Below are 21,981 nucleotides of genomic sequence, written 5' to 3' on the forward strand. Positions count from 1 at the left end.
AATTCATGCACAAAAATGCAGAATTATACTCTAGCAGAACAGATATGCGCCCAACAGGCAGAAGCTTCTGCTGCTGTTTACTGCTCTGATTTTATTTTGTTTTTGAAGAAATATGGTGCGGCCGAGAAGACTCGAACTTCCACGGGGTATTCCCCCACAAGCACCTCAAGCTTGCGCGTCTACCATTCCGCCACGGCCGCACGTGACAATCGGTACCAGAAGAGCGATACCGTTGGTGAACAGCCCTATAGCCGAAGCAGGAACGTGCGGCAATGACAAAAGAACAAATTTTATGGGAAATCAGCAAAAAACTGGTTCCGTACCCTCAAGCACTCAGTCGCATGGAAAGCATGGCCCGCTGCATTCGTGCAGATGAAGCTACAGAACGGGTGTGGTTACTGGAGCATCCACCCCTTTATACTTCAGGCACATCCGCCAAGGCAGAAGATCTTTTTAACCCAGCACATTACCCCACCTATCACGCAGGCCGCGGTGGGCAGTGGACATATCATGGCCCGGGACAAAGAACCGCTTACGTGATGCTAGACCTGCAACGCGCCCACGGCCCCGTACCGGGAAGAGACCTGCGGGCTTATGTACATGCTTTAGAATCGTGGGTGATTGGTGCTTTGGCCCATTTTGGCATTCATGGTGAAGTGCGCGAAGGCCGTGTGGGGGTATGGGTAGCAGACCCCAAAACCGGTAAAGAGGAAAAAATTGCCGCCATTGGGGTGCGTGTTTCCCGCTGGGTGAGCTGGCACGGTGTTGCCATCAACCTAGACCCCAACATGGCGGATTTTGAAGGCATTGTACCCTGCGGAATTAGGGAATACGGCGTTACCAGCTTTCGCAAGCTGGGGCTTTCCACCACCCTGCAGGAACTGGATCAGGCACTGGCCCAATCCTGGGCCAACACATTTGGCAGCGTGCCTTCTCCTTTACAGGAAGTGGCCGTTACACAGGGTCCAGACTGATGGTGATAACGTGCCTGCGTTCATCCACAATCTGGATGGAAGAAAGCGCAAGCCTGTTTGCCACATCATGAAAAACCAGCGTGACCAACCCCTGTGATGGATTATCCGTGCGTGTGAGCGAAAGCTGCAACACGCCGGGTTGCTTTTGCACGTTGGTAACAGTAACGGCGCCAGACAGCACAACAGGGTTATCCAACAGCAAACCCAGCGGGTTATGCGCCAGACCAATACGGGTTTGGGAACCCTGCTGGGCATCTGTAAACACGGCATGATGGCCAGAAGCCCGAAGCTCCATTTCATGCGGTGCCGTATAGTGCATGTACAATGATCCGGGCTTGTAGGTAATTAACCCACCACCCCGGCTGCCATTCGGCCATGTTTGAAGAAACGGTGCGTTCTCCAAATCCACAGTGCGAAAATAACTTTCCACACGGGCAACATCGGCATTTTTTGCGCCGGATGTGCCCTGCATAGTCTGCCCCGCACAGGCAGCCAACGCCAATGGTGCCAGCACGGCAAATGTACGACGGTTTAATTTCAGGCCTTTGCGCATTATGCCACCTTCTCGGCTTCCTGCGGTGTGCGCAGGGTAAGGGCCAGAGCATGCAAACCACTGGAAAATTCAGGGGCCAGTGCCTCATGCACCATGCGGGAGCGGTTCACACGGTTCACACCTTCAAAAGCTGCGGAAACCACAAGCACCCGAAAATGTGTTTCCGTGGCGCCGGCTTCTGGCCCACGCACCATGGCTTTATGGTGGGCGTGGCGGTGGCTTTCATCCTCAATTTCCAACACAATGGGGTTGAATGTTTTTTCCAGAACATTACGAACCCGCTGCATACGTACACCTTCTGCCTTGGAAAGAGCCGAAGAATCTGAAAGACTGGTCATATCCCTGTTTACCCCTTGCTACAGATGCTTTTGCACCGCACATAACGCTAAATGATTAAACGTAGGAACACCCGCCCCCGCGCGTTCGATCCTGATCCTGACGCGCCAGCACGTTGCTGTGACATGCCTAGCTGTCAGGAACCGGCCGGTTACCGTGCGCCCCGCTCACGCGATGCACTGAACCAGTATTACTGGTTCTGCCTCAACCATGTTCGGGAATATAATGCGCGTTGGGATTATTACAAAGGCATGAGCCCCGGCCAGATTGAAGCGCACCTACGCGCAGATATCGGGTGGGACAGGCCTACATGGGCCTTTGGCCAGAGTGCCAAAGGTGCAAAACGCGCCACACCGAATGAAGAGGATATTCTGGACCCGCTGGATATTCTGGGCCAGAACCGCCGCTCCCGCGCAGAGCGCGCCCGTGCGCAAGCTTATCAGGAACGTGTATCGGCTCCTGCCGCGTTGCGGGAACCTTTGGCCATTCTGGGGCTTTCTTGGCCTGTAAGTATGGAAGAGGCCAAAAGCCGTTACCGGGCACTGGCGCGCAAGCACCACCCGGACACCAATAACGGAGACCGGAATGCCGAAGAGCGGCTTAAAAAAATCAATGTTGCCTTCACGATTGTGAAGACCCATCTTCTAACCGAAAGCCTCGAAAAAGCGCTGTGATGATGTATGCTGCATTCAGGGCATCATATATTTCCGGTAGCTTTGCCTTTTTTCTTTCCTGTCAGACAAAGAGCGCAGACATATAGCCATGACGGATATTTCCAGCCAGTCCAACGCTTCCGAACTCCCACCCATTTCAGCCATTTCCGTACCAGATATGGAAGTCAGCGTGCGTGATGTGTTCGGCCTTGATTCTGACATGAAGGTGCCTGCCTTTTCCATCCGCACAGAACATGTGCCTGAAGTGGATAAGGCTTATCTGTTCGACCACGACACCACGCTGGCCATTCTGGCAGGCTTTGCCTTCAACCGCCGCGTGATGGTGCAGGGTTTCCATGGCACCGGCAAATCCTCCCACATTGAACAGATTGCCGCGCGCCTGAACTGGCCGTGCATCCGCATCAATCTGGATAGCCACATTTCCCGTATTGATCTGATTGGCAAGGACGCCATTGTGGTGAAGGACGGCCAGCAGATTACCGAATTTCAGGAAGGTCTGCTGCCGTGGTGCCTGCAACGCCCCTGCGCACTGGTGTTTGATGAATACGATGCAGGCCGTGCGGATGTGATGTTTGTGATCCAGCGCGTGCTGGAAGTGGAAGGCAAACTCACCCTTCTGGACCAGAACCGTGTGATCTCCCCCAACCCGTTTTTCCGCCTGTTTGCCACGGCCAACACCGTTGGACTGGGTGATACAACCGGGCTGTATCACGGCACGCAGCAGATCAATCAGGCCCAGATGGACCGGTGGAATATCGTAACCTCCCTGAACTATCTGCCGCATCAGCAGGAAGTGGGCATTGTGTGCGCACGCCTTGGCATTGCGGAAGATGACAAGGCCGAGCGCGATAAAATTGATAACATGGTGGCGCTGGCAGCCCTTACCCGCTCCGGCTTTATGGCGGGAGATCTTTCTACCGTTATGTCACCCCGTGGGGTTATCGCCTGGGCAGAGAATGACCGCATATTTAAGGATGTGGCCTTTGCCTTCCGCGTAACCTTCCTGAACAAGTGTGATGAAGCCGAACGCAGCATGGTGGCGGAGTATTATCAGCGCTGCTTCAACACCAGCCCGCTGCCCGGCCGCACTGCCTGAATCGGATTTTTTCATGGCTGAGCGCACCAAAGGTCCATCCTCCCCCAACACACCGCCTTTCTCTCGGGAACAGGCGGAAAAACGGGCGGACACTTTCAAGCAGGCAACATCTGCCGCTTTACGCGCCATTGGCGGGCAGAAAGAGGCAGATGTTTCCTTCCACAGCGGCAATATGCCTCTGGCCCCGATCAGCCTTGGGGAAAAAGTCCGGCTACAATCTCCTTCTCTCAATTTAAGTGAGGAGGAAATGCAGCGTATCCGTGGTGCGGCAGATGCGCAGGCCCTGCGCCTGAAGCACCATGACTTTGCCCTGCACGCCGCCCGCCAGCCTGCTGAAATGCAGGCGCGCGATGTGTATGACGCATTAGAACAAGCCAGAATTGAATCTGTTGGCGCACGCCACATGAAAGGCGTGGCTGCCAACCTGCGCCACCGGCTTGAGCAGGATATCCGGGCATCCGGGCTGGACCGGATGAAAGATGCCTCTCAGCTTTCCCCCGTTGTGGGGCTGGAACTGCTGGCGCGTGAGAAACTGACAGGCCAGCCCGTGCCAGAACCGGCTCAGGCCATTCTGGAAAAATGGAAGCAGACCCTTTCCCCTGAAGCCCTGAGTGCGCTGGATGAAATGGCCAAGCACCAGACGGATCAGGCCGCATATGCGCGTGCCAGCCGTCAGCTTATGGCTGCCTGTGCCCTGACAGAAGATGATACGGCATCCGAAGATATGGATGCCGATAATGAATCTTCCGAAGCAGCAGATTCGCAGGACGATTCAAACCCACCTCCCCCGGATCAGGAAGAAAACACATCTCCCCAGCAGGATGAGCAGGAAGAGGAAATCTCTCAACCTCAACTCATGGCTGGCAGCAGCGAATCTTCTACTGAATTTGCAGAAGAAGAACATGATGCCAGCATGGGTGAAGGCACGGGGGAAGCCTCTGGCCCGGGCAGCAGGCCGGAAAATAAACCTGGCCTGACAGCCAAAGGCTACCATCCCTATACCACCCGGTTTGATGAAGAAATTCGCGCAGAAGAACTGTGTGACCCTGAAGAACTCTCCCGCCTGCGGCATCAGCTTGATCTGCAATTGGCCACCTTGCACGGTGTAGTGTCTCGGCTTGCCAACCGGCTCCAGCGCCGTTTGATGGCGCAGCAGACGCGTTCTTGGTCTTTCGATCTGGAAGAAGGTATTCTGGATGCGGGCCGCCTATCCCGCATTGTGGTCAACCCCATGCTTTCCCTTTCCTATAAGCAGGAAAAGGATACGGAATTCCGCGATACGGTTGTCACCCTGCTCATTGATAATTCCGGCTCCATGCGGGGGCGGCCCATTTCTGTTGCGGCATCCTGCGGGGATATTCTGGCCCGTACGCTGGAGCGCTGCGGCGTAAAGGTGGAAATTCTGGGCTTTACCACCCGCGCATGGAAAGGCGGCCAAAGCCGGGAACTCTGGCTGCAAAACGGCAAGCCGCCAGAACCGGGCCGCCTGAATGATTTGCGCCACATTGTTTACAAATCAGCCGATATGCCGTGGCGGCGTGCCCGCACCAATCTGGGCCTGATGCTGCGTGAAGGCCTGCTGAAAGAAAACATAGATGGTGAAGCCCTGCTATGGGCATGGAACCGTATCAGAAACCGGCAGGAAGCCCGTAAGATTCTGATGGTGATTTCAGATGGCGCCCCGGTGGATGACAGCACACTTTCCGTCAACCCGGCCTCTTATCTGGAAGACCACCTGCGTGCTGTAATTGATATGATCGAAAACCGCAGCGCAGTGGAATTAACAGCCATTGGTATCGGGCATGACGTGACGCGCTATTACCAAAAGGCCGTTACCATTACAGATGCGGAGGAACTGGGGGGCACAATGCTCCAGTCCCTCTCCGCTCTGTTTGAAGAAAAACGCCGCCCGCGCAAACGCGCACGTTAAGGGCAAAAGCGCCGCCTGCTGACCTTGTACTTAGGACAGCGGGCGGCCCAAGCGGGCTTGAACCATATCAGCCAAGCCAGCCAGCATAATGTCTGCATCTTCCTTGGTGGTACGGTGGTTTACAATAGCCGCACGAATAGCCAGCTTGCCATGAATGCGCGTAGTGGACGGGGCCGCAATGCCACTTTCCTGAAGGTCCTTCACCAGTTCCGCATTCAGCATATCCAGATCACCCACATCGGGCATGTCCACCCGAAAACACACAATATTCAGCGTTACGGGAGCCAGTAGCGTAAGGCCGGGCGTGGCAACCACGCGAGATGCCAGATATTGTGCCACCGTACAGGATTGCGCCACCACATTACCCAACCCTTCGGTGCCAAACCCCGCCAGCGTGAACCACACCTTAAGCGCCCGAAACCCGCGCGAAAGATCTGGCCCAAAATCACAAAACCACGGAGCATCCGCAGCCAATCCACGATCCTCGCGCGAGAGATAGGCTAAGGACTGCGCAAACGTTGCCGCCTGCCGCCCCTGTTCCCGCACCAGCACGCAGCCTGCATCGTAAGGCACTTGCGCCCATTTATGAAAATCAAAGGCAAGGCTATCGGCCCGCTCCAGCCCATTGAGCAATGGGGCGTAATCTGGCGCCAACTGCGCCAACGCGCCAAAAGCCCCATCAACATGGAACCAGAGCTTTTCAGCCTTTGCGTAATCTGCCAGTTCATCCAGCGGATCTACGCTGCCAGTATCCACGGTGCCTGCTGTGCCAACAACCAGAAAAGGCTCGTATCCATCCGCCCTGTCCTGCGCCACCATGCGGCGCAGCGCCTGCATATCCATACGGAAAGCAGCATCCACCGGCACGCGGCGCAGGGCCTTCATGCCCAGCCCGGCCATATCAAATGCACGGGCCACACAACCATGCGCCGTTTGTGCTGCGTATCCTACCAGTTTGCGGCCTGCCACGCCTTGTTCACGCAAAGCCGTGCCATCGGGCACTGCGCGGCTGGCTGTCAGAATGGCAATAAAATTGGCCATGGAAGAACCGGTAACCAGCACACCGCTTGCTGTATCTGGAAAGCCGAACATTTCCGCCGCCCAGCGGATAACCATGCGCTCTACTTCAACCGGAGCATGGTTACGGCCACCCAGATTGGCGTTTAGGCCAGCGGCCAGCATTTCTGCCAACATGCCCTGTGCCGTGCCACCACCATGTACCCACCCCATAAAGCGCGGGTGCCGATTGCCCACAGCATAAGGTGCCACTGCCTGAGAAAACCGGTCATACAGCCCATCAAGCGGTTGTGCGCCTTGGGGCAAAGGAGCCTGTTTGAAGCTCTGCCGCAGCGTATCCGGCATAGGTTGCCATACCGGGCCTTTTGCCACGTTTTTGATGGACTCAAGCATGTCATCCAACATGCGGTGGCCTAGCGTGCGCAATTCTTCCCAGTTTTCTGGATCTAACCCGGCCACTTCTGTTTTCTCCAATATCCGTATTCAGGATGCGTGTCGTATCTCTGGCGTTTGCTCATGCTGTTCTGCCTGCTGTGTCATGCGGGCAAAACGGCGGGCCAGAACGGCGCATACAAAAAGCTGGATCTGGTGATACATCATAAGTGGCAGAACAATCATCCCCACCGATGCGGGCGGGAACAGCACGTTGGCCATAGGCACGCCAGATGCCAACGTTTTTTTGGAGCCACAGAACACCACGGCAATTTCATCTTTAAGGGGCAGGCCAAAGGCGCGGCCAGCAAAAATGGTAATGCCCAGCACCACAAACAGCAACACGGCATCTACCAGCGCAATTACACCCATTTCTGCCACAGGCAGCTTGTGCCACAGCCCTTGCATCACGGCATCACTAAACGCCGCATACACCACCACCAGCACAGACCCGCGGTCTGAAAAAGAAAGCAGCTTTTTATTACGGTGCGCCCACGGGCCAAGCCAAGGCTGCAACACCTGCCCCAAAATAAAGGGCAGCAAAAGCTGGTAAACAATATCCAGCGGGTTACCAGCCGCACCACCATGCTTGCTGAGAATAAGCCCCACCAACACTGGCGTAATAAAAATGCCCAAAACGTTAGAAGCCGTGGCCGCACATACCGCCGCAGGCACATTGCCCCCACCAATGGAGGTAAACGCAATGGAAGACTGCACGGTGGAAGGCAGGCAGCATAAGAACAGCACGCCCATCCAGATTTCTGGCTGCATCAGATTAGGCAGAAGCGCGTGGCCCAATAGCCCCAGCAGCGGAAACAACACAAAGGTGCAGCACAGAATAAGCAGGTGCAGCTTCCATGCCACCAAGCCATCCACCACCGCCTTGCGCGAAAGTCTTGCGCCCTGCAAAAAAAACATCAGGGCAATCAGGCCAATGGAAAGCCACCTAAAAACTGGAACAGCCGCCCCATGACAGGGAAAGAACGTTGCCAGCAGCACAGCGCTGACCAGCCCCATTAAAAAGGGGTCCAATTTCAAAAACCGCACGCGCCTGACCTTTCGTTCTTCTTTCTGGTTGCCTGCATGTTTTACTTACGGCACCCTTTAACTGAAATGAAACAGTATACTTTCCTGTCCCTCTCCGTTCTCGGTGCTGTGAGCATTTATGCCACAGTTGCTGCGGCTCCGGCTTTTGCGGCCCCTCCTTCTGGCTGCGCGGTGGTTTCCCGCGCTTCTGGGCAGGAAACGGCGCAAGGTGTCACCTACCAGAATCTGGTGTTACGCACCCCAGATGGGGGCACCACCTTTAAGACAGGCCACGTTACCCTGCATGGTTCTGGAGAAACGCCCGAAGCCACGCATGATCTGGCAGATGCGGCCTCTCTGCTGCTGATGTCCGCCATGACAGGGCATCACAATGCCGCGTGCACGGATTGGCTGAACACACAGGGCAAGCGCGTTCTGGCGGGCCTTCAGGCAGGCAAAAGCTATGATCTGACATGGCAGAACGCCACGCTCACGCATGGTGCCGCACAGGTAACTGTCAACACTGCGCGCTATCAGATGCAGGGTGGCAGTGCCACAGCCTCGGCATCATTGGGGATGGATGGGGTAAGTTTCCGTAACGTTGCTAATCAGGATCTGCTGCCCACAGCGGCTCATGCCACGTTCTCCCTCCCCGCGGCAGAAGTGCCCGCCCTAATGAGCGCCATTGGGGGCCGCAGCGCCAGTGCTCCGGCTGTACATGCTACCATTTCCAGCTTTGATGCCACCCAGGGTGATGCCTCCCTACACGGCAATGGCGTGGCAACTCTTACAGGCAATGTGAACAACACATCTGCCTCTGGTCATCTGGAAATTACCAATCTGGAAACCCTGATTGATAAAGCCCGCACCGCCAAGCAGATGAAGCTGGCCGCAGGCATGGTTGTGGCCCGTTTGGTAAGCCACAAACATGGTGAGCAGAATACGTGGGACACCAAGTGGGAAAGCGGTGTACTGACTGTAAATGGCTTCCCCATCCCACTAAAATAAACAAAATGGCCGGAGGGATCGCTGTTAAGCCCCTCCGGCCATCTGGGCCTTGTCAGGCCATTTCCATCACTTTCTCGCACATACCGGCCAGATCCTTCAGTACGCGCCGGGCCAGATCTATGCGCTGCACGTTGGTGAGTTCGCGCACAACCGCCATTTTGTGGTCTGGGCGGAGGCGCACTGTGCCGTCCTTCCATTTACCCATCCACTGCACCAACCCGGCCGGGTTGCGGAAGGTATTATTGCGGAATTGTAGCACCATGCCCTTGGAGCCAGCCTCAACACGCTCTACCCCGGCCTGACGGCACAGGCGTTTAAGCTCCACAATATCCAGAAGGTTCTTAACCTCCGGCGGCAGGGCGCCAAAGCGGTCTATCAGCTCGGCTTCCATGGCTTCCAGTTCCGCATCAGATGCCAGGGCACTGATACGGCGGTATAACCCAAGCCTTACGGGCAGATCTGTCACATACTCATCCGGGATCAACACCGGCAGGCCCATAACAATGTTAGGCGTCCAGTCCCGATCCTCTGCAGCACGGCGGTTCTTATCGGAGCGCAGGTCGGCCACGGCATCTTCCAGCATCTGCTGGTAAAGTTCGATCCCCACTTCGCGCACATGGCCGGATTGCTGATCGCCCAGCAGGTTACCCGCACCACGCAAATCCAGATCGTGCGAGGCCAGCGTAAAGCCAGCGCCCAGCGTATCCAGCGTTTGCATCACTTCCAGCCTCTTTTCTGCGGAAGCTGAAAGCACATGAGTTTGTGGCCATGTCAGGTAAGCGTAGCCTCGCTGCTTGCCACGTCCCACGCGCCCGCGCAGCTGATAAAGCTGCCCAAGGCCGAACATATCTGCCCTATGGATAATAAGCGTATTCACCGCAGGCATATCCAGCCCGCTTTCCACAATATTGGTGGAGAGCAGAATATCGTATTTGCCGTCTGAAAACTCGGTCATCACCCGTTCCAGCTCGGTGGCGGAAAGGCGACCATGCGCCTGTATCAGCCGGGCATCGGGCACAATGGCGGTCAGCCGTTCAGCCAGCCTGTCCAGATCCTCAATACGCGGGGCCACACAGAAAATCTGCCCACCACGGAAGCGTTCACGCTGGATAGCTTCCCTTATCACCACGCTATCAAACGGCATGATGAAGGTGCGCACCGCCAGCCTGTCTGTTGGTGGGGTGGCAATCAGGCTCATTTCACGCACGCCGGAAAGCGAGAGCTGGAGCGTACGGGGCAATGGTGTGGCGGAAAGTGTGAGCACATGCACATCTTCGCGCAGGGCTTTCAGCTTTTCCTTATGAGACACGCCAAAATGCTGTTCTTCATCAATAATCAGCAATTCGAGTGAGGCAAACTGAACCGTTTTGGCCAGCAGTGCGTGCGTGCCGATAACAATGTTTACGCTACCATCTGCAATGCCCTTGCGCACTGCTGTGGCCTCCTTACCCGTTACCATACGGGAAAGCTGCGCCACCTTGATGGGAAAGCCCTCAAACCGCGCGGCGAAGGTGCGGTAATGCTGCCGGGCCAGAAGCGTAGTAGGCACCACAACAGCCACCTGCCCGCCTGACATAGCCGCCACAAAGGCCGCGCGTAAGGCTACCTCAGTTTTACCAAAGCCCACATCACCACACACCAGACGATCCATTGGCCGGCCGGAGGACATATCCTCCAGCACATCGGCAATGGCGCGGGCCTGATCATCCGTTTCCACAAATGGGAAGCGGGCACAGAACTCATCCCACTGCCCCTCCGGCGGAACCAGTTCTGGCGCTTCCTTTAGGGCACGCATTGCTGCGGTTCTAATAAGCTCACCCGCCATATCGCGGATGCGCTTTTTCATTTGCGATTTACGGTTCTGCCATGCCGTGCCGCCCAGCTTATCCAGCGCAACCCCTGCCTGGTCTGACCCGAAGCGGCTCAACAGTTCAATATTTTCTACCGGCAGGTAAAGTTTCTGTCCGCCATCATACAGCAGGCGCAGGCAATCATGCGGGGCCACACCTACGCTTACGGTTTCCAGCCCATCATAACGGCCTATTCCGTAATCCTGATGCACCACCAGATCACCGGCTGAAAGTTCGCTGGCTTCGGCAATCAGTTCATCTGCACGGCGGCGGCGGCGTGGTGGACGGCCAATACGTTCACCCAGCAGATCCTGTTCGGAAACAAATGCCAGATCATCCGCTACAAAGCCACGTTCCAGACCAAGGGTGAGCAAACCCACCGGGCCGGGCTTGGCTTTATGAGCCTGTTCCCATGTCTCATATGTTTGGGTGGGTACACCGTGTTCACGCAGCAATGTAGCAATGCGCTCGCGCGAACCTTTGGTCCATGCAGCCACAAAGGCGCGGCGCTTTACCTGCGCCCATTCCTTTACCTGATCCCCCAATAGCGTAAACACCTGCTCACGCTGGGCGCCGGGCACAATTTTGGAGAACATCTTACCGGGGCGGCCACCTACATCCACCCCTCCGGCACCATCGGGCTGTGCATAGGGGCTAAATGCCACCACAGGCACGCGGGAGAGGCAGGCATCCCATCCTTTTTCATCCAGATAGAGCAGATGCGGAGGCAGCGGACGGTAGGGTATTTCCCCTTCCCGCACAGGCTGACGGCGGGCCTGATAGTGATCTTCTATCATTTCCAACCGGGATTTCAGCACATCTTCAGCCTGATGTTCCAGCGAAACAGCAACATCAGGCAGGTAATCAAACAACGTTTCCAAGTGGTCATGGAACAAGGGCAGCCAGTGTTCGATACCCGGATGCCTGCGCCCATCTGAAATATGCTCATAAAGCGGATCAGACGTGGCAGCCGGGCCGAAGGCATCACGCCAGCCGGTACGGAAGCGAGAAATGCTTTCCTTGTCCAGCGAGAATTCAGAAACGGGGCAAAGTGTCAGCCCATCGCGCTTGGCCGTAGAGCGTTGGGAACCGGGATCAAACGCGCGGATGTTTTCAACCTCATCCCCAAACAGATCAAGCCGCAGGGGTTCACCTGCACCAGCGGGGTACAGATCAAAAATACCGCCGCGGGTTGCAAATTCCCCGGCTTCCATCACCGTATCCGTACGGGTGTAACCATTGGCAATCAGCAGCTCGATCAGAAAGCCCTGATCCAGACTTTCCCCCGTGCGAATGGAAAGTGATTGCCCCTCAAACGTTTTGCGCGGGGCCACACGCTGCACCACGGCGTTAACCGTAGCCAGCACAAGCCGAGGGCGGCCTTTTGCGGGTTCCAGCAGGCGCGTAATGGTGGAAACACGCTCGGCCACAATGGCAGGGTTGGGAGAAACCCTGTCATACGGCAGGCAATCCCATGCGGGAAAGCGCAATACATCCACATCAGGCGCCACAAAGGCCAGCATATCATTCAGGCGGGCCATGGCGGCATCATTGTGCGCAATATGCAGCACCGGGCCTTTATGATCCCGCGCACGACGCGCCAGCAAAAGGGCATCATACCCTTCTGGCACGCCCCATACGGTTGCTATCCGCTTTTGTGCGCCTGTCTGTGCTGTCATCCCGGTATCCGCCTGTTCTTAAATACGCAAACCCCGCAAGCTGCCAGCATACCTGTGCCGGAGCCTGAAGGGTTTTTATTAACCGCCGCGCCTGATACGGCTATCTTCCACCATACGGCGTAACATGGGGGTGGCTTTCTCTTCCGGCAATGGCAGGCGGCCAAACAGCCAGTCTGTCAGCTCCGGATCTGGCATTTCCAGAATGTTTTCCATGTCCGTCAGTTCGTCTGCCGTCATGGTATCTGCATTGGCTTCTACAAAGCCGCCAATCAGAATATCTGTTTCAAACGTGCCCCGATGGTTGGCGCGGAACTTCAGCCGCCGCCTGCGGGCAGCCAGATTATCTTCCGCCACGCCAGATGCGCTGGAGGAAGATGAGGGAGAAGAAGCTGTAAAATTGTCTTGCATGGCGCTGGTATCCTATACCGTTGCTAAACCTGTCTGTCAGCCTGCCAAACAGAGGCTTGTGTATCGCTTGTGTCCAGTCCCCTTTCCTTCACATCCTCTTCGGTTCCTGGGCAAGATGGCAATTCTGCCCTAGCCCCCTTACTGGCCCCGCTTGAAAGCCTGCCTGGCGTCAGCACCGCACGCGCCAAGCTGTTGGGCCGCATTGCAGGCGGGCGCAGGGTAATGGACCTGCTGTTCTGCCTGCCCGAAAGCATTACAGACCGCAGGCTGCGCCCCACATTGGCGCAACTCAGGCCCGATACAATCGCAACCGTTACAGGCGTGGTGCAGGATATTCGCAGCCCCGCACCGCGCACCCGCCAGCCGTGGCGGGTAATGATTGATGATGCCACGGGTGTGCTGGAAGTCGCCTTCTTTTCCCCCTGGCAGGCCAAACAGGTTGTGAGGGGAGAAAGCATTGCCCTTTCCGGCAAGGTAGAACGCTTTGGCGATAAGCTGACCATCACATCCCCCGATTATCTGGTGCCCGCAAACCAGATAGAGCGCATTCCGCTGCTAGACCCCGTTTGGCCCCTTACGGCTGGACTGTTTACCGGGCAGGTGCGCATGGCCATGGCAGCCGCCCTCCGCCTTTTGCCGCCCAACCTGCCCGAATGGCATGACAAGGCCCTTATTAAACAAAAAAACTGGCCGGATTTTGCCTCGGCCCTGAACTGGATGCACTTTCCAGACACCATTCCCGATAGCGCACAGGGGGATGCGTGGCACGGAAACCGCACACGTGCGCAGGCACGTTTGGCATGCGATGAACTGCTGGCAGACCAACTGGCCATGCGCATTGCCCAGCAGGCATCCCGCGCCCGGCCTGGCCGTAGCCTGAATGGTGATGGCCACTTGCAAAAGCAGGCCCTCGCCAGCTTTGGGCATGAGCTGACCTACGGCCAAAAACATGTGCTGCGTGAAATTGAAGCTGATATGGCCACCCCGCACTGCATGAGCCGCCTTTTGCAGGGCGATGTAGGCGCAGGCAAAACGCTTGTGGCCCTTATGGCCATGCTGCGTGCGGTAGAAGCTGGCACTCAAGCCGCCCTTATGGCCCCAACTGAAATACTGGCCCGCCAGCACGCAGCTACGTTCCGCCGGCTTTCCCCCGTGCCGGTGGCGTTTTTATCCAGCTCTGTCAAAGGCAAGGCGCGCAAACAAACTTTGCAGGATATTGCCGATGGCACCGCCAAGCTGGTGGTGGGCACCCATGCGCTTGTGCAGGACGGCGTAAAATTTGCTGATCTGGGGCTGGCCGTAATTGATGAGCAACATCGCTTTGGGGTCGATCAACGTCTGGCATTGGTGGAAAAAGGCCGTGATGCTGATATGCTGGTGATGACGGCAACCCCCATTCCCCGCACGTTGCTGCTTACCCGCTTTGGTGAAATGCAGATCAGCCGGCTGGAAGGCAAACCGGCTGGCCGTAAGCCTGTGCGCACATCTCTACACAGCCTTGGCAACTTTGAAGATGTGCTGGCAGGCATTGGCCGCGCGCTGGACAAAGGTGCACAGATTTTTTGGGTGTGCCCGCTGGTTTCTGAAAGCGAAGCCATGGATCTGGCTGCAGCCGAGGCCCGGCATGCGGCTTTGGTTGAGCGGTTTGGAGATAAAATCGGGCTGGCGCATGGGCAGCAGGATGCCAATGTGCGTGAGGACGTGCTGCAAGCCTTTGCCAAAGGTGAAACCCGCATGCTGGTGGCCACCACCGTAATTGAAGTGGGCGTGGATGTACCCTCCGCCACAATTATGGTGATAGAACATGCAGAACGCTTTGGGCTGGCGCAGTTGCATCAGCTCCGTGGCCGTGTGGGGCGTGGGGCGGATGCCTCCTTCTGCCTTATGCTGCATGATGAAGGCTTGGGCCTAACGGCACGCCGCAGGCTTTCCTGCCTGAAGGAAACGGAAGACGGCTTTTTAATTGCGGATGAAGATTTTCGCCTCCGTGGCGGAGGTGAGGCAACGGGCCGCCGTCAATCTGGCCTGCCCGATTACCGCATGGCGCCGGAAATGCTAGTGGATATGCTGTTAGACACAGCACATGATGAAGCCACGGAGATTCTCCCCGATGGGCCACCCACCAGTGCGCCGGAAAAGAACTTGCCGGTAGCGGCCCGCATTTTGCTGACGTTATTTAACAAAACCGACGCCGCGCGCATTTTCAGCGGCGGCTAAACGGTTGCAGCTTTAGCCTTCTACGGCTGCCAGCCACGCCTTAACCTGCCCTTCCGGGTCTGGTTGGCGAATAAAGGCAGATACGGCAGAAACACTATCGGCCCCGGCCTCAATACACGCCCAGGCGCGTTCCAGCGTAATGCCGCCAATGGCAACCAGTGGCAGGTTGCCAATAAGCTTGCGCCATTCTGTCAGCTTCAGTGGGCCTTGGGGGCCGAACGCCATTTTTTTCAGCTTGGTTTCCCATATAGGGCCAAGGGCCACGTAATCCGGATTGCAGCTTAGAGCGCGATCCAGCTCTTCATGGCAATGGGTGCTAATGCCAAGGCGGATACCGCCTTTGCGAATGGCGGCCAGATCTGCCGTATCCAGATCTTCCTGCCCCAGATGAATGTAATCTATGCCTTCATCCAGCGCGATCTGCCAGTAATCGTTCAACACAAGGCATACGCCGTGCTGTTTGGCATAGGCATGGCCTTGGCGAATTTCTGCGCGCAGGGCGTCTTCTTCCATGTCCTTCAGGCGGAGCTGAATAAAGCGTGCACCTGCACCGCCCAGCCTGTCCACCCATGTGGCGCTATCAACAACGGGATAAATCTTTTGGGGCAGAGCTGTCATGCCAGCATGGCCTTTCCTGCAACGGGAGTGGAAGGAACAGCCATATCGCGCTCTTCCATTGGGTCTGCAATACGGGCCAGCTCCCCGGCCTCTACCGCCAGACGAAACGCACGGGCCATATTTACGGGGTCTCCCGCCTTGGCCACGGCGGTGTTTATCAGCACCGCATCATAACCTAACTCCAGCGCCTGCGCGGCGTGAGAGGGCACACCAATACCGGCATCCACCACCAATGGCACACCGGGAAAATGCGCCCGCATGGCCCGCAGGCCGAACACGTTGTTCAAACCCTTGCCAGAACCAATAGGCGCACCCCATGGCATCAGCACCTCGCACCCCACGGCCAGAAGTTTTTCCGCCACCACCAAATCTTCCGTGGTGTAGGGGAATACCTTGAAACCATCTTCGGTAAGAATACGCGCCGCCTCTACAAGCCCGAATACATCTGGCTGGAGCGTATCCAGTTCACCAATCACTTCCAGCTTCACCCAATCCGTGCCGAACACTTCCCGCGCCATGTGCGCAGTGGTGACGGCCTCCTTAACCGTGTGGCAACCCGCCGTATTTGGCAGCACCGGCACCTTGAGCTCCTGAATGAGAGACCAGAACGCCTGCCCGGCACGCTCCCCCGCAGATTCGCGACGGAGGGAAACAGTTACAACACCCGGCTGAGCAGCCAGCACGGCATCGCGCAAAATCTCGGGGGATGGATACTGGGCTGTACCCAGCATGAGTGGCGAGACAACATCCTGCCCGTAAAATGAAACAGCCATGCCCTCAGCCCCCTTGCATGGGGGCAACAATTTCAATTTGCGCCCCTTCTTCCAGCGGCGTTTCATTGCGCGTTGCCTTAGGCACAAACCGACCATTCAGCGCAGTAGCAATGCGTGCACCGCTATAGCCGAGCTCATCTATCAGGGCCGCCAGTGTTTTGGCGGAGACCTCGTGCGCTGTATCGTTAACCACAACTTTCATCGGGCGTTGCTCCTTAGGCCTGTGGGCCGAATATCAAGTCTGCCGCCTCCCGCGCCCGAGCGGGAGAAAGCAGAAAACCGTGCCGGTACATACCGTTGATATAAATGCGTTTTCCATCCTGCACCACGCGGGGCATGTTATCTGGGTAAGACGGACGTAAACCTGTGCCCATTTCCAGAATTTCCGCCTCGGCAAAACCGGGGTGCAGGGTCCATGCCGCGTTCAGAAGTTCCATCATGGAACGCACTGTCATGCCGCCAGCATTTTCGCTTTCAATCATGGTGGCCCCAACCATGAACACATGGTCAGCCCTTGGCACAATGTAAACCGGTATGCGCGGGTGCAGCATACGCACAGGCCGATGCAAGGTAACATCCGGGCAGCGCAGCAGCAGCATTTCACCCCGCACGCCCCGCAGATTGTCCAGCTTTTCACGCGCAGCAAGGCCGGTGCACTCCACCACCCAATCAAACGTGGCTTCATCCGGGCAGGTTTCACCAAACTCGGCGTGGCCACCCAGTTGTTCCAACCGTGCCAGAAGGGCTTTCAAGGCCTTGCGCGGGTCCACATGCCCTTCATCGGGAAAGAACAGCCCTTTATGGAAACGGCCTGCCAGATCCGGCTCAAGCTGGGTGATTTCTACTGTGCCTACCGTCTGAAAATGCGATGTGCGGCGGCCAAAGCGGGCAATTTCCCCCACATCTCGCGCAGGTGCCAGCACAAGGCTGCCTTCACGCGTAACATCGGGCACATGCTCGGCCCACCACTCTACCGAATCGATAGATTGGGCGGTGACTTCCTCTGGCGCAGATTCGGCCTCGCACCACGGGGCAAGCATGCCACCTGCCATCCATGAAGCCCCGGCCCCCACGCGGCCTCCGCTTTCATACAGGGTGACATCGCCTCCCCGTTCAGCCAATGCTACGGCGGCTGTCATACCCGCCACACCGGCCCCTTTTACCAGAATGCGCGGTTTGCCGTTCATACTTTCTACCTTGCCTCCGTTACTGGCGCTGTGCTGCTGCATCTGGGCGTTATAACACGCCTCAAACCCTGCTTCTGCAAGGGCTTATGCCGCTTTAGTGTTTAGAATGCCCGCACAAGCAGCACCATGAGCAGGCAACATTCCGTTACCGCCGTGGCAATCCAGCGCATGCCCATATAGCCGGGCGGCAACCAGCCACGCTGCCATGCGCCACGTTCAGCCAACGCCACCAGCGGAAAAAGCACTGCCAGAATAATCACCCCGGCAAGCGGCACCCATGCATAGGCCAGGTAAGCCGCAATCCACCCCGCAAAAGCGGGCACCACACCCAAAACCAAACGCAGATTATCGGCCCTGTCTGCCCCGCTTGTCAGAATGGCGCGATCAAGCTCCAGCGCCAGCCCCCAATGCACGGCCCCGATAAAAGACAGGCTTACTGCCCCGTAAATCACCAACGCCATCAGCAGATTGGGCACAGGCACGCCGGAATCGAAAAACACAATGCCGCATGTACAGGCAACAAAGGGCAAGAGCCCTGCTGCCATAAGCACCACAGCCAGAAATGGAAGTTTTTTCATGAACGTGCAGCAGGCCCTTACCTGATAATTTCATACCCAATATGGTTGACAGAAAAGCCCAACAGGCGGCCACTAGCAACCGTAGGCAGGTTTACCCTGCCCACCGTGTTCCGCCCGGAACCAAAAAAAATAACACCGGCTTCTGCCGCCAGAGGCCAGACAATAAAGGAACGGAAACACCAATGAGTGCCATTGTTGACATTATCGCACGTGAAATTCTGGACAGCCGCGGCAACCCAACGGTTGAAGTAGATGTGGAGCTGGCATCCGGCGCCAGAGGGCGTGCGGCTGTTCCTTCTGGTGCCTCAACCGGTGCGCATGAAGCCGTAGAACTGCGCGATGGTGACCCCAAGCGGTTTGGTGGCAAGGGTGTTCTCAAAGCTGTTGAGAACATTGAAAACGAAATTCTGCCCACGCTACAGGGTGCCGAATCGGCAGATCAGATCGATATCGACAACGCCATGATCGATCTGGATGGCACACCCAACAAAAGCCGTATGGGTGCCAACGCCATTCTGGGTGTGTCCCTTGCCATTGCCAAAGCCACGGCAGCAGAACTGCATGTGCCGCTCTACCGCTACATTGGTGGCGTGTTTGCCCATGTTCTGCCCGTGCCGATGATGAACATTGTCAACGGTGGTGAACATGCAGATAATCCCATTGATATTCAGGAATTCATGGTGCAGCCGGTGGGTGCGCCTACTGTGGCCGATGCCATCCGCTGGGGTTCGGAAATTTTTGCCCAGCTGAAAAAGGCCCTGAGCGCTGCTGGCTACAACACCAATGTTGGGGATGAAGGCGGCTTTGCCCCTGCCCTTAAATCTGCCGATGAAGCACTGGGCTTTATCACCCGTGCCGTGGAAGCCGCAGGCTACCGCCCGGGTGAAGACGTGACCTTTGCGCTGGACTGCGCCAGCACCGAGTTCTTCAAGGACGGCAAATACAACCTGAAGGGCGAAGGCAAGGTATTCGATTCCGCTGGCATGGTGTCTTACCTGTCTGACCTTGTAAGCCGTTACCCGATTGTTTCCATCGAAGACGGCATGGCCGAAGATGACTGGGAAGGCTGGGCCCTGCTGACGCAGGAACTGGGCAAGAAAATCCAGCTGGTTGGAGATGATCTGTTTGTAACCAACCCGGAACGCCTGCGCCGCGGCATTCAGGCTGGTGTGGCCAACTCCCTGCTGGTGAAGGTCAACCAGATTGGCACGCTGACAGAAACACTTCAGGCCGTGGAAATGGCGCATCGCGCGGGCTACACCGCCGTGATGAGCCACCGCTCTGGTGAAACAGAAGATTCCACCATTGCTGATCTGGCTGTGGCCACAAACTGTGGGCAGATCAAAACCGGCTCCCTTTCCCGTTCTGATCGGACAGCCAAATACAACCAGCTCATCCGTATTGAGCAGGAACTGGCAACTGCTGCACGCTATGCAGGCCGCACCATTTTAAAAACCGCATAAACCACAGCGCTTTTGGCGCAACAGGTTACAAAAAAGCCGCTCTCCTACCCGGAGGCGGCTTTTTTCGTGCCCTCATGCCTTGGCGCTGCCACACTTCATGGTTTAGACAGAAAGACAGACCCAGAGGTGCAGGCTAAACTGCACAGAACCAGAAAAAAGGCAGCGCCAGAGTGCAGATCGGTCGTTTCATTCGTCGCACAGTGCGGGCGGTTGTGCCCCCTTTGGTTTTTCTTGGCATTGCAGGCTATTTTGGCTGGAACGCAACGCAGGGTGATCACGGTATTCAGGCTTACAAGCAGCAATTGGGGCTGCTGGAACAGGCCAAACAATCCAAACAGGATGCCATTGCCGAGCAGGCCGCTTGGCACCGCCGCGTAAACGGCCTGCGTGAACAATCCCTGGATACAGATATTCTGGATGAACGCGCCCGCGCCATGCTGAACATGGCAGACCGGAATGATATTGTTGTGCCCTACGATAGGCGAGACCCGCTGTTTTAACCCCCTTCCCTTAATATCTGTGCCGGATGACGTATTCTTCCGGCACAATCAGGCATAAAAAAACGGCGCCCGAAAGCGCCGTTTTTTTCATCCACATTCCGAAGAATGCAGATTATTTGATCTTGGCTTCGCGGAACACGACGTGCTTGCGAGCAACCGGATCGTACTTCTTCAGTTCCATTTTACCGGTGTGCGCACGAGCATTTTTCTTGGTCACGTAGAAGTAACCGGTGTCCGCCGTGGAGACGAGACGGATCTTGATAACGTTGGTCTTGGCCATGACTTCCTCAGCAGAGCATGATGTACGGAGCCGCATAAACGGCACCGACGGTGTTCAAGTGCCGGCAAAATGCGCATACAAGTGCAAAAGGTCAAGTATTCTTGCATCAAAGCGGTGCAACAGGCCAAAAAAGGAGGAATTTTTATGCTGGATGTGGCTGTTGCGCGCGCCCGAATTCTTGAAAACCTAAAAACATGCGGGCAGGAAATTGTGCCGCTTTCGCAGGCATGTGGCCGCGTGCTGGCCCAGCCCGTTCATGCCCGCACGGCCAACCCACCGGTTTCTGTTTCCGCAATGGATGGATATGCCGCAAAAGCGGAAGATGCGCTGGAAGGCGCAGTTTTGCGCATTGTGGGCGAAGCCCCCGCAGGCCACCCATGCACTGCTACTGTGCAGAAGGGGGAATGTGTGCGGCTGTTTACCGGCGCGCAAATTCCCGCTGGCGCAGATACCGTTATCATTCAGGAAAACGTGCAGCGTGAAGGTGATCACGCAAAGCTGACGGCCCCGGCACGCCAAGGACAGTATATTCGCCAGCAGGGGCAGGATTTTCAGAAAAACGATGAATTGTTGCCAGCTGGGCGCAGACTCGGCCCACGAGATATCGGACTGGCTGCTGCAGGCGGGCATGTGTGGCTTACGGTTTCGCGCCGCCCACGCGTAGGTATTCTGGCCACGGGTGATGAAATTATCCTGCCCGGAGACCCCGCCCCGGCGGATGGCATTTTCAATTCCGCCACTTTCATGGTGGCTGCCCTCCTACAACAGCAGGGCGCAGAAACCATTATGCTCCCCATTGCGCGCGACAATATGGAAAGCCTGACAACCCAGTTCCGCCAAGCTGCCACGCTGGATATGCTGGTGAGCATTGGTGGTGCAAGCGTGGGAGATTACGATCTGGTGCGCCCTGCTCTGGCCGAAATCGGGCTACAGCAGGATTTCTGGAAAATTGCCATGCGCCCCGGCAAACCGCTGATGTCTGGCCGGCTGGGTAATACGCCCATTATTGGCCTACCCGGTAACCCCGTAGCCGCTATGGTGTGCTCCATTGTGTTTGTAACACCTGCCCTGCACGCTCTTATGGGGCTACCCGTTGGCGATGAACTCCAGACAGAACCCGCCATTCTGGGCTGTGATGTTAAAGAAAACGATGCCCGGCAGGATTTTTTACGCGCAACACTTGCGCCCTCCCCGCAAGGCGCTGTACCTGTGGCCACGCCTTTTTCCCGGCAGGATTCAGCGCAGCTGAACATTCTCAAGCAAAGCCAGGTTTTGGTAATGCGTGCCCCCTTTGCTCCGGCACAAAAAGCAGGCACCCCCTGCCAGATAATCCGCCTGCCCTGATCGCTCCCTTGACATAAAAAGAGAACTTATGTAGAACA

General features: G+C 56.6%; 21 protein-coding genes and 1 tRNA gene. 9 read left to right on the forward strand and 13 right to left on the reverse strand.

Annotated elements, in window-relative coordinates:
• Positions 1 to 113: 113 nt before the first annotated feature.
• Positions 114 to 200 (reverse strand) — tRNA-Leu (locus QQM41_RS00575).
• A gap of 72 nt (positions 201 to 272) precedes the next feature.
• Here QQM41_RS00575 and lipB point away from each other — a divergent pair.
• Positions 273 to 974 carry a lipoyl(octanoyl) transferase LipB gene (lipB, locus tag QQM41_RS00580; protein ID WP_339077453.1) on the forward strand — a complete coding sequence of 234 codons (702 nt, stop codon included), beginning with the start codon at positions 273 to 275 and terminating at the stop codon, positions 972 to 974.
• On the opposite strand, the gene QQM41_RS00585 is transcribed toward lipB, so the two are convergent.
• The gene (locus tag QQM41_RS00585; protein WP_339077454.1) at positions 955 to 1,527 is read right to left on the reverse strand and encodes an outer-membrane lipoprotein carrier protein LolA; all 573 of its coding nucleotides are present in this window, start codon (positions 1,525 to 1,527) and stop codon (positions 955 to 957) included. The genes lipB and QQM41_RS00585 overlap by 20 nt on opposite strands.
• Complete coding sequence (locus tag QQM41_RS00590; protein ID WP_339077455.1) at positions 1,527 to 1,865, reverse strand: BolA family protein; 339 nt, start codon at positions 1,863 to 1,865, stop codon at positions 1,527 to 1,529. The genes QQM41_RS00585 and QQM41_RS00590 overlap by 1 nt, the downstream gene beginning before the upstream one ends.
• Positions 1,866 to 1,916: 51 nt before the next feature.
• Between QQM41_RS00590 and QQM41_RS00595 the strand changes: the two genes are divergently transcribed.
• From QQM41_RS00595 to cobT, 3 genes are all read left to right on the forward strand, one after another.
• Positions 1,917 to 2,537, forward strand: coding sequence for a J domain-containing protein (locus tag QQM41_RS00595; protein WP_080986783.1), 621 nt, complete (start codon positions 1,917 to 1,919; stop codon positions 2,535 to 2,537).
• 88 nt (positions 2,538 to 2,625) lie between these two features.
• Entirely contained in the window at positions 2,626 to 3,633 is a 1,008-nt protein-coding gene (gene cobS / locus QQM41_RS00600; RefSeq protein ID WP_050819675.1) for a cobaltochelatase subunit CobS, read from the forward strand.
• A gap of 13 nt (positions 3,634 to 3,646) precedes the next feature.
• The gene (cobT, locus tag QQM41_RS00605) at positions 3,647 to 5,563 is read left to right on the forward strand and encodes a cobaltochelatase subunit CobT (RefSeq protein ID WP_339078131.1); all 1,917 of its coding nucleotides are present in this window, start codon (positions 3,647 to 3,649) and stop codon (positions 5,561 to 5,563) included.
• 30 nt (positions 5,564 to 5,593) lie between these two features.
• Here cobT and QQM41_RS00610 read toward each other — a convergent pair whose 3' ends face one another.
• Both QQM41_RS00610 and QQM41_RS00615 read right to left on the reverse strand, forming a co-directional pair.
• Complete coding sequence (locus QQM41_RS00610) at positions 5,594 to 7,039, reverse strand: pyridoxal-dependent decarboxylase (RefSeq protein WP_339078132.1); 1,446 nt, start codon at positions 7,037 to 7,039, stop codon at positions 5,594 to 5,596.
• 24 nt (positions 7,040 to 7,063) lie between these two features.
• Positions 7,064 to 8,059: a bile acid:sodium symporter family protein gene (locus QQM41_RS00615; RefSeq protein WP_012812847.1), complete on the reverse strand. Its 996-nt coding sequence runs from the start codon at positions 8,057 to 8,059 to the stop codon at positions 7,064 to 7,066.
• Between the two features lie 36 nt (positions 8,060 to 8,095).
• Here QQM41_RS00615 and QQM41_RS00620 point away from each other — a divergent pair, with 36 nt between their 5' ends.
• A complete protein-coding gene (locus QQM41_RS00620) occupies positions 8,096 to 9,046 on the forward strand; it encodes a hypothetical protein (RefSeq protein ID WP_339077456.1) in 951 nt (316 codons plus the stop codon).
• 52 nt (positions 9,047 to 9,098) lie between these two features.
• Here QQM41_RS00620 and mfd read toward each other — a convergent pair whose 3' ends face one another.
• Together mfd and QQM41_RS00630 are read right to left on the reverse strand one after the other, a co-directional pair.
• Positions 9,099 to 12,575: a transcription-repair coupling factor gene (gene mfd, locus QQM41_RS00625; RefSeq protein ID WP_339077457.1), complete on the reverse strand. Its 3,477-nt coding sequence runs from the start codon at positions 12,573 to 12,575 to the stop codon at positions 9,099 to 9,101.
• Positions 12,576 to 12,653: 78 nt separating this feature from the next.
• Positions 12,654 to 12,983 (reverse strand): succinate dehydrogenase assembly factor 2, encoded by a 330-nt coding sequence (locus QQM41_RS00630; RefSeq protein WP_003628715.1) that lies wholly within the window; start codon positions 12,981 to 12,983, stop codon positions 12,654 to 12,656.
• Between the two features lie 69 nt (positions 12,984 to 13,052).
• Here QQM41_RS00630 and recG point away from each other — a divergent pair, with 69 nt between their 5' ends.
• Entirely contained in the window at positions 13,053 to 15,200 is a 2,148-nt protein-coding gene (recG, locus tag QQM41_RS00635; protein ID WP_339077458.1) for an ATP-dependent DNA helicase RecG, read from the forward strand.
• 12 nt (positions 15,201 to 15,212) lie between these two features.
• On the opposite strand, the gene QQM41_RS00640 is transcribed toward recG, so the two are convergent.
• From QQM41_RS00640 to QQM41_RS00660, 5 genes are all read right to left on the reverse strand, one after another.
• Positions 15,213 to 15,818: a thiamine phosphate synthase gene (locus QQM41_RS00640; protein ID WP_003623431.1), complete on the reverse strand. Its 606-nt coding sequence runs from the start codon at positions 15,816 to 15,818 to the stop codon at positions 15,213 to 15,215.
• Complete coding sequence (locus QQM41_RS00645; protein WP_042786617.1) at positions 15,815 to 16,591, reverse strand: thiazole synthase; 777 nt, start codon at positions 16,589 to 16,591, stop codon at positions 15,815 to 15,817. Before QQM41_RS00645 ends, QQM41_RS00640 begins: the two co-directional genes overlap by 4 nt.
• Positions 16,592 to 16,595: 4 nt before the next feature.
• Positions 16,596 to 16,793, reverse strand: a complete 198-nt coding sequence (gene thiS / locus QQM41_RS00650) for a sulfur carrier protein ThiS (RefSeq protein ID WP_003623426.1) — start codon at positions 16,791 to 16,793, stop codon at positions 16,596 to 16,598.
• Positions 16,794 to 16,806: 13 nt separating this feature from the next.
• Positions 16,807 to 17,778 (reverse strand): glycine oxidase ThiO, encoded by a 972-nt coding sequence (gene thiO / locus QQM41_RS00655; RefSeq protein WP_050820386.1) that lies wholly within the window; start codon positions 17,776 to 17,778, stop codon positions 16,807 to 16,809.
• Positions 17,779 to 17,879: 101 nt separating this feature from the next.
• Entirely contained in the window at positions 17,880 to 18,356 is a 477-nt protein-coding gene (locus QQM41_RS00660; RefSeq protein ID WP_003623021.1) for a DUF3429 domain-containing protein, read from the reverse strand.
• Positions 18,357 to 18,538: 182 nt separating this feature from the next.
• Here QQM41_RS00660 and eno point away from each other — a divergent pair, with 182 nt between their 5' ends.
• Both eno and QQM41_RS00670 read left to right on the forward strand, forming a co-directional pair.
• On the forward strand, positions 18,539 to 19,819 hold the full coding sequence (gene eno, locus QQM41_RS00665) for a phosphopyruvate hydratase (protein ID WP_050820385.1): 1,281 nt from the start codon (positions 18,539 to 18,541) through the stop codon (positions 19,817 to 19,819).
• 170 nt (positions 19,820 to 19,989) lie between these two features.
• Positions 19,990 to 20,319 carry a septum formation initiator family protein gene (locus QQM41_RS00670; protein ID WP_006115173.1) on the forward strand — a complete coding sequence of 110 codons (330 nt, stop codon included), beginning with the start codon at positions 19,990 to 19,992 and terminating at the stop codon, positions 20,317 to 20,319.
• A gap of 112 nt (positions 20,320 to 20,431) precedes the next feature.
• Here the strand turns inward: QQM41_RS00670 and rpmG are convergent, their stop codons facing one another.
• Positions 20,432 to 20,599, reverse strand: a complete 168-nt coding sequence (rpmG, locus tag QQM41_RS00675; RefSeq protein ID WP_003623017.1) for a 50S ribosomal protein L33 — start codon at positions 20,597 to 20,599, stop codon at positions 20,432 to 20,434.
• 69 nt (positions 20,600 to 20,668) lie between these two features.
• Here rpmG and QQM41_RS00680 point away from each other — a divergent pair, with 69 nt between their 5' ends.
• Positions 20,669 to 21,943: a molybdopterin molybdotransferase MoeA gene (locus QQM41_RS00680; protein ID WP_339077459.1), complete on the forward strand. Its 1,275-nt coding sequence runs from the start codon at positions 20,669 to 20,671 to the stop codon at positions 21,941 to 21,943.
• Positions 21,944 to 21,981: the final 38 nt, after the last annotated feature.

Source organism: Acetobacter sp. AC2005 (assembly GCF_037901235.1).
GTDB classification, from domain to species: domain Bacteria; phylum Pseudomonadota; class Alphaproteobacteria; order Acetobacterales; family Acetobacteraceae; genus Acetobacter; species Acetobacter oryzoeni.

What these genes read in the sequence shown, in the direction of transcription:
- cobS (WP_050819675.1), top strand. Translation starts at nt 2,626, where the DNA reads ATGACGGATATTTCCAGCCAGTCCAACGCTTCCGAACTCCCACCCATT.
- thiO (WP_050820386.1), bottom strand. Translation starts at nt 17,778, where the DNA reads ATGAACGGCAAACCGCGCATTCTGGTAAAAGGGGCCGGTGTGGCGGGT.
- QQM41_RS00595 (WP_080986783.1), top strand. Translation starts at nt 1,917, where the DNA reads ATGATTAAACGTAGGAACACCCGCCCCCGCGCGTTCGATCCTGATCCT.
- eno (WP_050820385.1), top strand. Translation starts at nt 18,539, where the DNA reads ATGAGTGCCATTGTTGACATTATCGCACGTGAAATTCTGGACAGCCGC.
- QQM41_RS00645 (WP_042786617.1), bottom strand. Translation starts at nt 16,591, where the DNA reads ATGGCTGTTTCATTTTACGGGCAGGATGTTGTCTCGCCACTCATGCTG.
- QQM41_RS00630 (WP_003628715.1), bottom strand. Translation starts at nt 12,983, where the DNA reads ATGCAAGACAATTTTACAGCTTCTTCTCCCTCATCTTCCTCCAGCGCA.
- QQM41_RS00640 (WP_003623431.1), bottom strand. Translation starts at nt 15,818, where the DNA reads ATGACAGCTCTGCCCCAAAAGATTTATCCCGTTGTTGATAGCGCCACA.
- lipB (WP_339077453.1), top strand. Translation starts at nt 273, where the DNA reads ATGACAAAAGAACAAATTTTATGGGAAATCAGCAAAAAACTGGTTCCG.
- thiS (WP_003623426.1), bottom strand. Translation starts at nt 16,793, where the DNA reads ATGAAAGTTGTGGTTAACGATACAGCGCACGAGGTCTCCGCCAAAACA.
- rpmG (WP_003623017.1), bottom strand. Translation starts at nt 20,599, where the DNA reads ATGGCCAAGACCAACGTTATCAAGATCCGTCTCGTCTCCACGGCGGAC.
- QQM41_RS00680 (WP_339077459.1), top strand. Translation starts at nt 20,669, where the DNA reads ATGCGCATACAAGTGCAAAAGGTCAAGTATTCTTGCATCAAAGCGGTG.
- QQM41_RS00620 (WP_339077456.1), top strand. Translation starts at nt 8,096, where the DNA reads ATGTTTTACTTACGGCACCCTTTAACTGAAATGAAACAGTATACTTTC.
- cobT (WP_339078131.1), top strand. Translation starts at nt 3,647, where the DNA reads ATGGCTGAGCGCACCAAAGGTCCATCCTCCCCCAACACACCGCCTTTC.
- mfd (WP_339077457.1), bottom strand. Translation starts at nt 12,575, where the DNA reads ATGACAGCACAGACAGGCGCACAAAAGCGGATAGCAACCGTATGGGGC.
- QQM41_RS00590 (WP_339077455.1), bottom strand. Translation starts at nt 1,865, where the DNA reads ATGACCAGTCTTTCAGATTCTTCGGCTCTTTCCAAGGCAGAAGGTGTA.
- QQM41_RS00660 (WP_003623021.1), bottom strand. Translation starts at nt 18,356, where the DNA reads ATGAAAAAACTTCCATTTCTGGCTGTGGTGCTTATGGCAGCAGGGCTC.
- QQM41_RS00585 (WP_339077454.1), bottom strand. Translation starts at nt 1,527, where the DNA reads ATGCGCAAAGGCCTGAAATTAAACCGTCGTACATTTGCCGTGCTGGCA.